Origin of the sequence: Geobacter sp. OR-1 (genome assembly GCF_000813145.1) — a bacterium.
GTDB lineage: Bacteria > Desulfobacterota > Desulfuromonadia > Geobacterales > DSM-12255 > Geoanaerobacter.
Window position 1 is genome coordinate 170,963 of sequence record NZ_BAZF01000003.1, and the last position, 14,965, is coordinate 185,927.

Genomic DNA, 14,965 nt, shown 5'->3' on the forward strand with positions numbered 1-14,965 from the left:
CTATAATGATGAAGTTTGCAGCCCGCTTCTTTGTTCTGTCGGCAGTTGTTCTCGGTGTGGCCGGCTGTTCCACTGCGCCGGTGAAACCGGCTGCCATTGCCCGTAGCGATTACGGCTACACCAAGGAGTACATACAGTGGCTGGCCCGCACTGAGATGAAGAAGCATGACGTTACCGGTCTTTCCATCGCGCTGGTCGATGATCAGCGGATCGTCTGGGCCGAGGGTTTCGGATTGGCGGACCAGGAGAACAAGATCCCTGCCTCGCCCGAGACCATATACCGGGCCGGCTCCATCTCCAAGCTGTTCACCGCGACCGTTGCCATGCAGCTTGCCGAGCAGGGGAAGTTCGATATCGACAAGCCCTTGCAGACCTATCTCCCCGACTTTTCCATCAGGCGCCGCTTTGAGGATGTCGCCCCCATTACCCCCCGGAACCTCATGACCCATCATTCCGGACTCCCGTCCGACTACATCAAGGGGATGTGGACCAGACGGGCCGAGCCGTATGCGACCCTCCTGACGCCGGTCCGGGACGAGTACGCGGTGCAGCCACCCAATACAATCTTCTCGTACTCCAATCTCGGCGTCACCCTGCTCGGCCTGGCTGAAGAGCGGGTTGCTGGACAAGATTTCGCCGCTTTTGTGCAAACATCGTTGCTGGAGCCGTTGGGGATGGCCCGGTCGTCCTTTGCCAAGGGTCCGGACAAATCGGCTGGCGCAGCCAAGGCATACGTGAAGGGCGATCTGGGCGAGGAGCCGGAGCTGCGCAATCTACCGGCCGGTGGTTTGAACAGTACCGTGCTCGACCTGTCGCGCCTGATGCAGATGGTTTTTAGCGACGGAATGAGCAACGGCCGGCGCATCATCTCCTCTGCAAGCCTTGGCGAGATGCTGCGTCCGCAGAACTCAGGCATTCCTCTTGATCTCAACTTCCACGTCGGCCTGGGGTGGATGCTGAGCGGATTGGGCGATATCGACATCAAGAATGCCGGGCCTGTTGCCCATCATTCTGGCGCCACCCTGTATCACCGCAGCATGCTGGCCATGCTGCCGGATAAGAAGCTCGGCGTGGTGGTGCTTGCCAACTCGGCAACCGGCGGCGAGGTTGTCAACAAGCTGGCGGCCGAGACCCTGAAACTGGCGCTGGAAGCCAAAACGGGCATAACCCAGCCGGAACCGATAGCGCGTGTCGATGACGAAAACAGTATCCCGGAACAGCAGCTCGCATCGTACGAAGGGCGATACGCCACTATTGCCGGCGTGGTTCCGGTCACCAAGGAATCCGGGTATCTGCGGGCCGAGGTCAATGGCGCGCCGTTACGCCTGGTGCCGGGAGCGGATGGCCTGCTCGGCCTGAAGTTCAGGCTCTTCGGGCTCTTTCCCATCAGCCTGGGCCCTCTGGATCGAGTCGGCATTACAAAGGCGACCATCAACGGCCATGACATTCTTACTGCTCGTATGGATCGGCAGGAGCTTCTGGTGGGGGAGCTGATCAGGCCGGTGCCGGTATCAGCGGCATGGCAGGCGCGGGTAGGGGAGTACGAGATCGTCAACAAGGGTGACGACGTCCTCTTGATCGACAACATCAGGCTGAAAAACGATAACGGCCTGCTGGTAGTGGAGTATGGCATGCCGCACTTTTCCGCCGCCACGTTGAGCTTTGCCCTGAAGCCGCTGAGCGACAATGAAGCGATCATCTACGGCCTTGGCCGCGGCATGGGAGAAACGCTCCGCATCGCCGGGGCCGCCGGCGATGAAGTGATCCGGTTTTCGGGGTATATTCTTCGCAAAAAAGCTTTGTGACGCGTTTCACCGGAGTCAGCCACAGAGCTGGCTCCGGCAATTCAATCACACACGTCTCGGTATTGTAGCAACCTAGCGGCATGGGATCAGGCGGGCGGCCCGCAAGAATGGCGCTACTTGTGCTTGATGAACGTTCCCTTCTGGTACTCCTCGAAAGCGACTTCCAGCTCCTCCTGGCTGTTCATGACGATCGGCCCGTACCAGGCGACCGGTTCTCCGATCGGTTGACCCGAAACCAGGATGAAACGGACCGGCCGATCCTGGGTGGTGATGACCACGGCATCGCCGTCTCCATAGAGAACGAGACTTTCCGCAGTGCAGGCGCACTCCCGCTTCATGTCGAAGTAATTGACCCCCACCACCTCGTGAGCAAAGGCGTTTCGTTCCGGATCAAAGTACCCTTCACCGTCCACCACGTAGGCAAAGGCGGTGTAGCCCCGCTTGACCGGATGGGTGAACGTGGTTTCCGGAGGCACCGTCACGTCCAGATATTCCGGATCGACGATCACGTCCTGCACCGGCCCCTGCACTCCGTTCACCCTGCCGCAGATGACTTTCACCCGCACATCCCCTTTGAGGACCGCCTCGGGGATCTCGTTGGCGGTGATGCCGCGATAGCGGGGGTCCATCATTTTGTGGGATGCGGGGAGGTTCGCCCAGAGCTGGAATCCCCACATGAGTCCCTCATCGTCGCCGCGCGGCATCTCCTGGTGGATGATGCCGCTGCCGGCCGTCATCCACTGCACGTCCCCCGACTCGATGACCCCCTTGTTCCCCATGCTGTCGCCATGTTCCACCCGGCCATGGATAACGTAGGTGATCGTCTCGATCCCCCGGTGCGGATGCCACGGAAAACCCTTCAGGTAGAAGGGGGGGTAATTGGAATGGAAGTCGTCCAGGAGGAGGAAGGGGTCGAACAGGGGAACCTGGCTGTTGCCGAAGGCCCGTTTCAAATGGACTCCGGCCCCCTCGATGGTCGGTTTGCTCTTCCAGACTTTGTTTATCTTGCGAAACGAATCCATTATTTCCTCCTGTGAGCAGGTTGTTGAAAAACAGCCATCTCGCCGCCGTCCTCGAAAGCCGCCGTGTGCGGCGTAGCGCTGCTACGCCTCCGTGGGGCTTTCTGTGGGTGCGACGATCTGACTATTTTTGAACAACCTGGGTTTTTCAACAACCTCCTAGGTTATCGTTTCCGGGCTCAAAAGGCGAAGCAGTCGCAGCCGATTCCCCAGAACCGGCCCTCTTGCGGAGACCAGACCTTTTGATGGCTGTGGCAGGCACACCCTTGACGATGCAGCCCGGCTGCCGCACTGCCGCGGTGATACCCGTCATAACTGGCTACCGGCGACCAGTCCGGGCTCACCGGAGGAAGCGGGGGAGCGAGGGGAGCAAAATCGCCGCTGGCGTGGACAATCTTCCCATCCATGATGGTCAGAACTGCCTCGATCCCCTTGATCTCCTCTTCGGGGACAATGAGGTAGTCAGCCGACAGCACCGCCAGGTCGGCAAACTGTCCCACTGCTATCCGCCCCTTCTTTTCCTCGTCGCCCGAGAACCAGGAGCTCCCCTCGGTGTAAAGCCTGAGTGCTGCGGTCCGGTCGAGGCGGTTTTTATCGTCATACAGCGGCAGGCCGCCCACGGTCCTGCCGCTGGCAAGCCAGTAAAGGGATACCCACGGGTTGTAGCTCGAAACCCTCGTGGCGTCAGTCCCGGCACCGACCGGTATCCCCATCTCCAGCATCCGGGCGATGGGCGGGGTCCGCTTGGCCGCCTCGGCGCCATAGCGGGCTACGAAATATTCCCCCTGAAACGCCATCCGGTCCTGAATGGCAATGCCGCCACCCAGGCGCTTCACACGCTCCATGTTTTGCTCCGAGATGGTCTCGGCATGGTCGAAAAACCAGCGCAACCCCTGAAACGGCACTTCCCGGTCGACCTCCTCGAAGATATTGAGGAAGCGGGAGATAGACTCGTCGTAGGTGGCATGCAGACGGAACGGCCAGCGTTTCGCCGCCAGCAGCCCAACTACCTTTTTCAGCTCTGCCTCCATGACCGGCTGGAGATTGGGGCGCGGTTCCAGGAAGTCCTCGAAATCGGCGGCGGAGAAGACCAGCATTTCGCCGGCGCCGTTCATCTTGTAAACATCGCTCCCTTTGCCGGGCGAGGTCATGCCGATCCAGCGGCTGAAGTCGTCGTATTCCTCCTTCGGCTTCTGGGTAAAGAGGTTGTAGGCGATGCGCAGGGTCAGTTCATCCCTTTCCGCAAGCTGCTCGATGACCCGGTAATCATCGGGGTAGTTCTGAAAACCGCCCCCGGCATCGATGCAGCTGGTGATCCCGAGTCGGTTGAGTTCCCGCATGAAGTGGCGGGTAGAATTGACCTGGTCGTCGAATCCGAGCTTCGGTCCCTTGGCCAGGCTTGCATAGAGAATCAGGGCATTGGGCTTGGCGATGAGAAGCCCGGTAGGATTCCCGACCTTGTCCCGCTGGATTTCCCCACCGGGGAGGTCAGGAGTCTCTTTCGTGTAGCCGAGCGCTCTCAGTCCGGCCCTGTTGACCATGGCCCGGTCGTACAGGTGCAGGACGAAAACGGGGGTATCAGGGGCAACGGAATTGATCTCATCCAATGTCGGCATCCGCTGCTCAACGAACTGGAACTCGGTCCAGCCGCCGATCACCCGCACCCACTGTGGTGGCGGGGTGCGCCGGGCCTGCTCACGGAGCATCTCCAGGGCCAGTGCCAGGGACGGGACACCGTCCCATCGGAGTTCCATGTTGAAGTTGAGCCCACCCCGGATCACATGGATGTGGGAGTCGTTAAGGCCGGGGATGACCCGCCGCCCCTGCAGGTCGATCCGTTTTGTCCTTTCATCTGCGGTGGCAAGAAGTTCCTCCCCCCCGGTTCCCGCTATTCGTCCACCGGATATGGCTACGGCCGAGACCTGAGGATGGGCAGGATCGAGAGTGGTAATAGCCCCGTTATGCAACAGCAATTCAGGTGCGTTCATGGCTTGCCTCCTGCCTGGTCTGTGGTGCCGTTTCATCGGCTTAACTGCATTAGCCCCATTAGGCCATGCCGGGATGAAAAAACAGGTTCGGCCCGCCCCGCGACTTCCCCTCTTTGTCCATGAGCATATCCAGGGACAGGGTGGCCAGGTCGTCGGCCATGGCATCCATCTCCCGGTCCTGTTCCAGGTACAGGAGCTTCAGGTAGGAGTTGCAGTCGTCGCAGCTCTCCGCCTTGACCGCAGCGTTCGACCCTTCCAGGGTGTAATGGTTGATCCCGCGGGTGGATTCGCAGCAGCTGCACTTGATCCGCACCATGTGCCACTGCGAGGCGCAGAGGGAGCAGCAGAGGTAGCGTAATCCCGGGTTTGCTGTAGCACTGCCGACCATGCCGCTCCCCGGGTATGACCCGCATACCGGGCATAACCCGCCCTGTTCCAGCCTGCCGAACGCATCTTCGCCAAGGGCTGTCGCCATCTGCAGCCAATAGACCTGCAGTGCGGCGGCGACAAACGGCAATTCCCGCGGCGAAACCTCCGCCAGATCCCCGGTCAGAATCCGGCCGGCCATCTGCTCCAACTCTGCGTCACTCTTTTGCTGCAAACCGGTGATGGTCTCTTGGGTTGCATCCGGCAGCGCGGCATTTGTCAGCTGTTGCAGGATCGAAGTCAGCCCATCCCGCCAGGCCGGGTGCCGGGGCCAGGAGTGTACGTCGAGCAGCGGCAGGCCATGGGTGCGGCATTTTGCCTGTTCGCCGGGATCTGGCCGAGGCAGAGCGGGGAATCGGTTCAGGGCCGCCTGCTGGGCATCCGCAACAATAGCGAGAAAGTCGAGATACTCTTCCAGGGGATGACCGGGGGCAAGATGACGGAACCTTTCGGCTCGGCGGCTGAACAGGTCTCGTCCGGGGAGGATCGTGTGACGGATCTCTCCGGCCGGGGCTTCGATCTCATGTGCGAGAATGCCGAGTTCGCTGGTCATTTGTCGCCTCCCATCATCTGTCGGAACCAGGCCGGGTGATGCTGCTTGGCCCAGGGCCGCCTGACCCAGCCGTACAGCATGGCGTCGATACTCTCCTTGGTCCAGATGGCGGCATAGATATGGAAGATGATCAGGGCGATCATGATGGTTGCCGCCACGGCGTGGACCACGGAAGCGAGACGGATCACTGCGGCCGGAAAGAGGAAGGCGAAATAGGCGCGCCAGATAACGATGCCGGACAGGATGAGCAGCGCCATGCAGCCGACCAGCAGCCAGAACATGAGCTTCTGGCCGCCGTTGAACTTCTCTGCTTCCGGCATGTTCCGGTCATCGCCGTCCACCACTTCGCGCACATGTTTCAGCCACTCCTTGTCGGTCGGGGTTATGACATTCAGCTTCCGGTAACTGAAAAACATCACGCCAAAGGAGATGGCCATCGCTGCCCCGATGAACGGATGCAGGATGCGGGTCCAGACGCCGCCGCCGAACAGCTGGGTCAGGGGGTAGAAGGCGGGATGAAAGAAGGCGAGCCCGGAGATCGCCAGGAGGATGAAGGTGATGGCCGACAGCCAATGGTTGGCCCGCTCGAATGGCGTATACCGGAGTATTTTTTTCGGGTCATTTTTCATCTTCGAACTCCTTCTCGATCTCTTCCGAGACCTCGTTGGGACCCTTGGTTACGTAATGGCAAAAGGCGCCTACGGCTACCATGGCCAGGCCCAGTGTGGCCACCGGCTTGGCCGCCCCCTTCCACAGATCCACCATCGGGCCGATTGAAGGATTCCGGGGTAGGCCGCAGTACGCCTCGGGCTTGTCGGCATGCTGCAGCACGTAGATCACATGCGTGCCGCCGACCCCTTGCGGGTCATAGATCCCGGCCTTGGCAAAACCACGCTCAGTCAGCTCCCGAACACGCTCCTCGGCGTGGCGGATCATATCCTCCTTGGTGCCGAACACGATGGCGCCGGTGGGGCAGGTCTTGACGCAGGCCGGTTCCAGCCCCACGGCCACCCGGTCGGAGCAGAGGGTGCACTTGTAGACTTTGCTGTCCTTTTTCGACAGCCGGGGGATGTTGAACGGGCAGCCGGTGATGCAGTAGCCGCAGCCGATGCAGTTCTCCTCGTGGAAATCCACGATGCCGTTAGAGTACTGGACGACTGCCCCCGGCGCCGGGCATGCCTTGAGGCAGCCCGGATTCGCGCAGTGCATGCAGCCGTCCTTGCGGATCAGCCATTCCAGACCACGCTCTGTCTCCACCTCGGCGTAGCGCATCACGGTCCAGGAGTTTTCGGTCAGGTCCAGCGGATTGTCGAGCACGCCATGATTGGTGCCGATGTCGTCGCGGGTGTCGTTCCACTCCATGCACGCCACCTGACAGGCCTTGCAGCCGATGCATTTGGAGATGTCGATCAGCTTGGCCACCTCCGGGGTTTGGCGCTGTCCGGGCGAAGGGGTGGTGGTGGCGGAACGTCGGATGATATCAAGTGATTGCAATGCCATGATCCATCTCCTATGCCTTCTCGATGTTGACGAGGAACGACTTGAACTCCGGGGTCTGGGTGTTCGCATCCCCCACGAACGGGGTCAGGATGTTGGCCAGGTAACCGCGCCTGGCAAGCCCCTTGAAACCCCAGTGAAGCGGTATCCCCACGGTGTGGACGGTCCTGCCGTTGACCTGGAGCGGCTTGATCCGCTTGGTCACCATTGCCACCGCCCTGATGAAACCCCGGCTGGACCAGACCTTGACCCGGTCGCCATCCTTGATTCCCTTTTCCCGGGCCAGTTCCGGGCTTATTTCCACGAACTGCTCCGGTTGCATGATGGACGACAGCCTGGTGTGCTTGGTCCAGAAGTGGAAGTGCTCGGTGAGGCGATAGGTGGTGGCGGCGTAGGGATACTCCTTACCCTTGCCGAAGGCCTCCAGATCCCCCTTGAAGACCCGGGCCGCCGGATTGCTGATCACCTTCGGATGCAGAGGATTGGTGTCGATGGGGGTTTCGAACGGCTCGTAATGCTCGGGGAATGGCCCTTCCGCCATCTTGTCTAGGGCAAACAGCCTGCCGACACCTTCCGGCAGCATGATGAAGGGGTTCATGGCATCGTTTGGCGCGACATCCGGCTTGAAGTCCGGTATGTCGGCACCGCTCCATTTGGCCCCGTCCCAGCCGATCAGCTTGCGCTTCGGGTCCCATGGTTTGCCTGCCGGGTCACAGGAGGCGCGGTTGTACAGGATGCGCCGGTTGGCCGGCCAGGCAAAGGCCCAGTTAATGGTGTTGCCCAGGCCCGAGGGGTCGGAGTTGTCTCGCCTGGCCATCATATTCCCCTTTTCCGTCCAGGCCCCGGAATAGATCCAGCAGCCGCAGGCCGTCGTTCCGTCGTCCCTGAGCTGGGCAAAGCCGTCCAGCTGTTGGCCTTTCATCAGCATGGTCTTGGCCGGGTCCTTGGGATCGGGGAGATCGGCCAAAGCCTTGCCGCTGTACTCCATGGCCAGTTCTTCCGCCGACGGGGCGTGGGGACGCTTATAGTTCCAGGTGAGGTTTAGGATCGGGTCGGGGAAGACGCCCCCTTCTTTGCGGTACAGTTCCCGCAGTTTGAGGAAGATGCCGGCGATGATATCGGCATCAGGCTTGGCCTCACCCGGCGGCTCGGCACCCTTGAAGTGCCACTGCAGCCAGCGGCCGGAGTTGGTGAGTGACCCGTTCTCTTCGGCGAAACAGGTGGAAGGAAGGCGGATGACCTCGGTCAGGATCTTGGTCGGGTTCACATCGTTGTGTTCGCCGTGGTTTTCCCAGAAGCAGGAGGTTTCCGTAGCCAGCGGGTCTATCACCACCAGGTATTTGAGCTTGGCCAGGGCCACGCCGATCTTGGCCTTGTTGGGGAAGGCGGCCAGCGGGTTGAATCCCTGGCAGAAATAGCCGTTCAGTTTCCCCTGGTGCATCAGTTCGAACACCTGGAGCACGTCGTAGACCTTGTCCAGCTTGGGGAGCCAGTCGAAGCACCAGTTGTTTTCCTTGGTTGCGCTATCGCCGAACCAGCTTTTCATCAGGCTGACATGGAACTTGGCGTAGTTCTGCCAATAGGACATCTGGCCGGGGCGCAGCGGCTTGAGGGCACGTTTGTCGATATAAGCCTGGTAGTCGGTCTCCGCTTCTCTGGGCATGGTGAGGTAGCCCGGCAGGAGGTCGGACAAGAGTCCCAGGTCGGTGAGCCCCTGGATGTTGGAGTGGCCCCGCAAAGCGTTCATTCCTCCGCCTGCCATCCCCATGTTGCCCAGCAACAGCTGCACCATGGCCGCGGTCCGGATCATCTGCGATCCGACCGAGTGCTGGGTCCAGCCGAGGGCGTACATGAAGGTCAGGGTGTGGTCAGGTGCCGAGGTGGTGGCAACGATCTCGCACACCTTGAGGAAGGTATCCTTGGGCGTGCCGCAGATACTGCTCACCATTTCCGGCGTGTAGCGGGCATAGTGTGTTTTTAGCTGCTGCAGCACGCAGCGGGGGTGCTGCAGGGTCTCGTCGATCCTGGCATAGCCGTCCGGACCGAGCTCATAGGCCCAGGTGGCTTTGTCGTACTTGCGGCCCGCTTCGTCGTAGCCCGAGAACAGGCCGTCATCGAACTTGTAACCTTCGGCCACGATGAATGGGGCGTTGGTGTAGGCCTTGACGTATTCGTGCTGGATCTTGTCGTGGGAAAGCAGGTAGTTGATCACCCCGCCGAGGAAGGCGATGTCCGTACCGGTGCGCAGCGGGGCATAAAGGTCAGCCACAGCTGCCGAGCGGGTAAAGCGGGGGTCCACCACGATGAATTGCGCGTGGTTGTGGGCCTTGGCCTCGGTTACCCATTTGAAGCCGCACGGGTGCGCCTCGGCGGCGTTGCCGCCCATGACGATGATGACGTTGGCGTTCTTGATATCCACCCAGTGGTTGGTCATTGCGCCGCGACCGAATGTAGGGGCCAAACTGGCCACCGTGGGGCCGTGTCAGACCCGGGCCTGGTTGTCGAAGGCCAGGATGCCGGTGCTGCGGATCGCCTTGTGGGTGATATAGCCCGATTCGTTACTGGATGCTGATGCCGCCAGGAAACCGGTGGTCAGCCAGCGGTTGACCGTAGTCCCGGCATCGTTCTTCGGGATGAAGTTCCGGTCCCGGTCGTCCTTCATCAGCCGGGCCACCCGCGTAAATGCCTCGTCCCAGGAGATACGCCGCCACTCCTTGGTGCCGGGTGCGCGGTATTCCGGGTATTTGAGCCGGTTGGGGCTATGGATGAAGTCCACCAGTCCGGCCCCCTTGGGGCAGAGGGTGCCGCGGTTTACCGGATGGTCAGGGTCCCCCTCGATATGGAAAATGGAAGCCTCGGCGTTTTTCGCCTTGTCCCCGAGGCTGTGCATGATCAAGCCGCAACTCACCGAGCAGTAAGGGCAGGTGTTGCGGGTCTCGCTGCTGCGGGCCAGCTTGAACGGCCGCACTTCTGCCAGGGCTTTGTCTGGCGAAAAGCCGAGCATTGCCACTGTAGAACCCCCCAGCCCGCCTGCGCAGACCTTGAAAAACGTCCTTCGCGTCACTTTCATTTCATGCCTCCCTGGTTCGGATGAATTGTTAAAAATGTTCCTGTTTATTTCGGCAGCATCAGAAAAAATAGTAGGCGCACAGCCGGACGGTGTTGTCCACGCCGCTCGCCTTGGCACCGCTGACACCGTTGACATTGCCGTACTTGGTCTCGATGTTCTGATATTCCGTGGCCAGCCTGATCGCGGCGTTGAGGTCATAGGTGACGTTGGCGTAGATCTGCCGCGACTGTCGCTGGTAATTGGTGATGTTGGCATAGTCGCCGTTGTTAAGCGCATAGCGGCTGCCGAAGCCGGCGGTGAAACCCAGGTCCTGAATCGGGAAAAACTTGAGCTGGCCGATGAAGGCCCAGTTTCGGGCCGGTTTCTGATTGCCGGCGGCATCGAACGTGTTGGAAGTGCTTCCCTGAGTGCCTCCAGCAGGCGTCGTGCCGACTACTGATATTGCGGTAGCGCCGCTGTAGGCAAGATTGCCGGCCTCGTACGCCTGTCCCTCGAATGCCAGGGTCATTGCCCGGTTTACCCCGTCCTTTGACCTGAGCAGGGGTGCGAACGTGTAAAGCCCATACCCCCAGGAGGAGAGGCTGTTATTGGCATTGCTCAGAGCCTTTTCCGTTCCGTATAGTCCGAAAACCCCCACGGTAAGAGGGTTCATGGAAAGGCTCATGTAGCCGGGGGCGGTTCCCAGCCCTTTGTTGACGTAGAAGATCTGGCCGGCATAGTTCACGCTCGGTCCGTACTGTCCGGTCACACTGCTCTGATTGTCACCGGTCTGGTTCGGGTCCTGGACGGCAAAGACCAGCTTCAACTGGTGGTCGGCGGTGAAGTCAACCTTCTGGGTGAGCCTGATCTGCGGGATGCGCGGACCGTAGGGTGCTCCCTGGGGGGCAGCGGTCCTGAAGTCCTCGGTAGAAGCGATCATCGGGGCGAACATATCCCAGTACTGGCCGAACAATACCTGGGTCTGAGGCCAGTCGATGGTGCCGTATGCGTGGCGGAGCCTCGGCATCGGGCTTTCCGCGGCTCCAGAATTGTCGCCGTAGAAGTCGACCTCCAGGAAGCCGCCGGTCTTGGCCCCGACCAGGGGGGGACCGTCAATCTTGAACCAGATGCGCGACTGCTTCATGGAGAAGACTGACTGGTCCTGGTTGGCAAATGTTGCCGAGTTGGGGCCTGTACCATTGATTGACTTCGAAGGGATTGCCCCGGAAATGGGGGTAATGACGCCGTTGCTGCCGAGATTGGTGGAGTTGTAGGCGTAGTCAAGTTTCAGGTAGCCGCCGATGGCGAGGTTGAACTTGCTCGTCACCGTGGAGAACATCTTCCCATAGATGCCGGGCGCCACTTCTGCCGAGGGGTGGCTGTCGGTATTGTAATCCGCGGCTCCGGACAGGGTGGGTGCCACAACAAAAAGAGTTGCGATGGTAAGACCGGTCAAAATTTTCATCATTTGTCTCCTTGGTTGGCGTTCTGAAGCCGTAAAAACTGGTATCGCAATATCCATACCGCATGCTGTCGTTGTAAAGTATAGTAATATCAGTCAGATGGCGCCTGAATCTCTTTGCGGGCCGGATGAACGTGCAACAATTTTTGCGGGTTATCTGGACAGGGGAAATGGAAATGGTTAAGTGGTTGCTTAATGTGATGGAATTGAATATTTGTTGCTTATGCAATATTTATTGCTGCAACTGGGTGCATCCAAGGGACCGGTCCCGTGTGCTATACTTGACGTATAGAAACGGAGGTGGATCATGAAAATTGCAAGATTCTCGACATTGATTTTCGGTTTTCTGTTCCTACTCGCGACCGGCTGCGGCTTGACAAGCGGAACCAGGATTCCGGTGGACAAAACCTCATCTCTACCCGGTACCACTGTTACCCTCAGAGGGGAAACGCTGCAGCTCTCCGGAACGCCTCTAACGATCGGGGCACCGCTTCCGGCGACTGCCTTGATCGATGCCAATACCATGAAGAAAACCGACCTTGCACAGATGAAAGGAAGCGTACTGTTCCTCAACATCGTACCTTCTCTGGATACCAAAGTGTGCGACGCCCAGACGCATTACCTGGGTGAGGCGGGCGCCAAACTCGGGAAAGGGATTGTGCGGATCACCATCAGCCGTGACACGCCGTTCGCACAGAAGCGTTTTGCACAGGAGGCCAAGCTTACCGATATCACCTATCTTTCCGACTATCGGGACGGGTCGTTCGGTCGTGCCACCGGCCTGCTGCAGGCGGATAGCATGCTGCTCGCCAGGGGAGTGATTCTGGTGGATAAGGCTGGCATAGTCCGCTACATCCAGGTCGTTCCGGAACTGACCCATCTGCCGGACATGGAAGCGGCCTTTGCCAAGGCCGAAGAACTACTCTGAACGGTAAAATGCAGACGCTGTATCGGGCAATGGTGGTAAAATTAATATATGGGAGTGGAGAGCCGTCTGGCGGAACACACTGCCGGATGCATGAGGCGCGAAGCGAGAGGGAGCGTGTGATGCAGGAGATCACGGAATATCCGGTACAGGTTTTCTATGATGGATCCTGTTCCCTGTGTACGGCAAAGATGGCGTTCTACCGGGAGAAAGAGAAAAAGGGGCGTCTTGTCTTCGTAGACATAAGCGCCCCCTCGTTCGATGCGACCCTTTACGATATGCCATTGGCCGCATTCATGTACGAGATGCATGCCATCGATCGCTGGGGAGAGGTTTACCGTGGCGTTGATGCCTTCCGGGTGATCTGGCAGGCCTTGCCCTCTTCGTTGTGGTACGGATTACTCGGTACCTTGGTCAGCCTCCCCGGCATCCATTTCCTTGCCCGGCTCGTTTACCGCACGATAGCCGGGATGAGGAAATTGCTGCCGAAGAGCCATGGGGCCTGCCCGGACGGGACCTGCAGCCTCGGCAGGGCCAAAGCGTCCCGATGAACCCTTCGTATACGCTACCATGGCTGTTCCCCAAGATGCTGGGTGTGGCCAATTTCCTGGCTTTTGCCTCTCTCCTCATCCAGGTTCGCGGCCTGTATGGTGCTCAGGGTATTCTCCCGTTATGTACTTATTTGCAGGAGTTATGCTGGCAATTAACTGGTTGGAGCGATCCATGATCGGGCGCTTCCCACCGCTCTCACTGAAAAACTCGAAGCCCGGTTCCTGCACATGCACCCATTTCACGCGATTGCCGGTTCAGACATAGTCGTTCACGTCCAGAACTGTCCCCTTCATGGTGCCGGTGACGCTGGCCAGATATGCCCGGGCCACCAGGGCGGCGGGCATTCCTTCCGAGGTTTTCCTCCCCATGGCCAGCAGGGTTTCCTGCACCCAGACCGGACTCACCGCGTTCACTCGCACACCCCGATCCATCTCCAGCTGCGCCGCCCGGACAAACCCCTCCAATCCGGCGTTTACCATGCTGACGGCACTGCTCCCCGGCATCGGTTCCCTGGCCAGCACCCCGCTGGTGAGGGTGAATGAACCGTTGTCGTTGATAAAGGTGCGACCGATCTTGACCAGGTTGACCTGTCCCATCAGCTTGTTTCTGAAGCTGAACAGGAAGTCGTCATATTCCAGATCGTCCAACGGGCCGAAGCGTGCGCTCCCGGCTGCCGAAACCACGGCATCGAAGCTCCCCGCTTCTTTATACATGGTCTCGATGCTCTCCGGTATTGCGATGTCGACCAGCAATTCGCCGCTGCTGCGGCCGGCAATCACCACCTCATGGTTGACCCGGAGGGCCTTGGCTACCTCCCGACCTATAGTACCCGTACCGCCTATCAGAATAATGCGCATAACGCACCTCCTCTTCGCATCGATGCTCCGGAACCGGCACTCCACACCGATTCCTTCAGGAATCCGAATTCCTCGTTGTTATCGGCTCCTGATATAATTTTACGCTTCATGAGGGAAATCCAGAAGAAAAATGGCAGTCAAAACCAGTAACAGCAATGAGTCAGGTTCTTGAATAAGGCTTGGCTCTGACCCTATGGAGCGTTAAAATATAGATGCCATGGTTATGCTCTGAGATTCAGCAGAACGGGCAATAATGCCATTGGTAACTAAGGAGGAAAAGTTGAAGAGGGTTATTCTGATCATCATGACAATGCTGATCGCTGCCGGTTGTTCCTCGGGCAGGGATTGGCGCAGTGCCAGCCGCGAGTCCGCCGGCATTGCCCCTGACCCACAGGTTACTAAAGAGGCGGTATTGCAGGTCTACGGCGCTTCTACCTGGGGGTGGCGTGGTTGGTTTGCCATTCATACCTGGATTGCCGCCAAGCACAGCGATGAAGAGTTCTATACTGTCTACGAGGTGATTGGCTGGCGGTTGCGACGTGGGCAGCCGGTGGTGCGGATCGAGAAGGACCTTCCCGACCGTTACTGGTACGGCGAGCGACCGCGGTTGCTCAAGGAACACCGGGGAGCAGGGGTTGACCGGTTGATCGCGGAGGTCGACAAGGCAGCTCGGGCCTATCCATGGCCCACGACCTATGAGGCGTTTCCGGGGCCGAACAGTAATACCTTCATTGCCTGGGTGGGGCGGCAGGTGCCGGAGCTGGGGCTGGAACTCCCCTTTTCCGCTATCGGCAGCAGTTACGGTCACTGACTGTTTTAGCCTAAGGCATGC

The 14,965-nt window shown here is 59.4% G+C and carries 12 protein-coding genes; 4 read left to right on the forward strand and 8 right to left on the reverse strand.

Annotation, left to right across the window (positions count from 1 at the left end; all coding sequences use genetic code 11):
• Positions 1-5: 5 nt before the first annotated feature.
• A complete protein-coding gene (locus tag OR1_RS04430; protein ID WP_041970255.1) occupies positions 6-1,805 on the forward strand; it encodes a serine hydrolase in 1,800 nt (599 codons plus the stop codon).
• Between the two features lie 113 nt (positions 1,806-1,918).
• Here the strand turns inward: OR1_RS04430 and OR1_RS04435 are convergent, their stop codons facing one another.
• From OR1_RS04435 to OR1_RS04470, 7 genes are all read right to left on the reverse strand, one after another.
• On the reverse strand, positions 1,919-2,827 hold the full coding sequence (locus OR1_RS04435; RefSeq protein ID WP_041970256.1) for a pirin family protein: 909 nt from the start codon (positions 2,825-2,827) through the stop codon (positions 1,919-1,921).
• 176 nt (positions 2,828-3,003) lie between these two features.
• Positions 3,004-4,812: an amidohydrolase gene (locus OR1_RS04440; RefSeq protein ID WP_041970257.1), complete on the reverse strand. Its 1,809-nt coding sequence runs from the start codon at positions 4,810-4,812 to the stop codon at positions 3,004-3,006.
• A gap of 58 nt (positions 4,813-4,870) precedes the next feature.
• Positions 4,871-5,791: a formate dehydrogenase accessory protein FdhE gene (gene fdhE / locus OR1_RS04445; protein WP_052440251.1), complete on the reverse strand. Its 921-nt coding sequence runs from the start codon at positions 5,789-5,791 to the stop codon at positions 4,871-4,873.
• Entirely contained in the window at positions 5,788-6,420 is a 633-nt protein-coding gene (locus OR1_RS04450; protein WP_041970259.1) for a formate dehydrogenase subunit gamma, read from the reverse strand. The genes fdhE and OR1_RS04450 overlap by 4 nt, the downstream gene beginning before the upstream one ends.
• Entirely contained in the window at positions 6,410-7,291 is an 882-nt protein-coding gene (gene fdxH / locus OR1_RS04455) for a formate dehydrogenase subunit beta (protein ID WP_041970261.1), read from the reverse strand. The genes OR1_RS04450 and fdxH overlap by 11 nt, the downstream gene beginning before the upstream one ends.
• 10 nt (positions 7,292-7,301) lie before the next feature.
• Positions 7,302-10,358 (reverse strand): formate dehydrogenase-N subunit alpha, encoded by a 3,057-nt coding sequence (gene fdnG, locus OR1_RS04460; protein WP_152609806.1) that lies wholly within the window; start codon positions 10,356-10,358, stop codon positions 7,302-7,304.
• A gap of 58 nt (positions 10,359-10,416) precedes the next feature.
• Positions 10,417-11,802, reverse strand: a complete 1,386-nt coding sequence (locus OR1_RS04470) for a hypothetical protein (RefSeq protein ID WP_052440252.1) — start codon at positions 11,800-11,802, stop codon at positions 10,417-10,419.
• 304 nt (positions 11,803-12,106) lie between these two features.
• On the opposite strand from OR1_RS04470, the gene tpx reads away from it, so the two are divergent.
• Together tpx and OR1_RS04480 are read left to right on the forward strand one after the other, a co-directional pair.
• Positions 12,107-12,727, forward strand: coding sequence for a thiol peroxidase (gene tpx, locus OR1_RS04475; protein WP_052440253.1), 621 nt, complete (start codon positions 12,107-12,109; stop codon positions 12,725-12,727).
• Between the two features lie 119 nt (positions 12,728-12,846).
• On the forward strand, positions 12,847-13,275 hold the full coding sequence (locus OR1_RS04480; protein ID WP_041970268.1) for a thiol-disulfide oxidoreductase DCC family protein: 429 nt from the start codon (positions 12,847-12,849) through the stop codon (positions 13,273-13,275).
• 255 nt (positions 13,276-13,530) lie between these two features.
• Here the strand turns inward: OR1_RS04480 and OR1_RS04485 are convergent, their stop codons facing one another.
• Complete coding sequence (locus tag OR1_RS04485; protein ID WP_041970269.1) at positions 13,531-14,133, reverse strand: short chain dehydrogenase; 603 nt, start codon at positions 14,131-14,133, stop codon at positions 13,531-13,533.
• 310 nt (positions 14,134-14,443) lie between these two features.
• Here OR1_RS04485 and OR1_RS04490 point away from each other — a divergent pair, with 310 nt between their 5' ends.
• Positions 14,444-14,944, forward strand: coding sequence for a DUF3750 domain-containing protein (locus OR1_RS04490; RefSeq protein ID WP_162483604.1), 501 nt, complete (start codon positions 14,444-14,446; stop codon positions 14,942-14,944).
• The last annotated feature ends 21 nt before the right edge of the window (positions 14,945-14,965 follow it).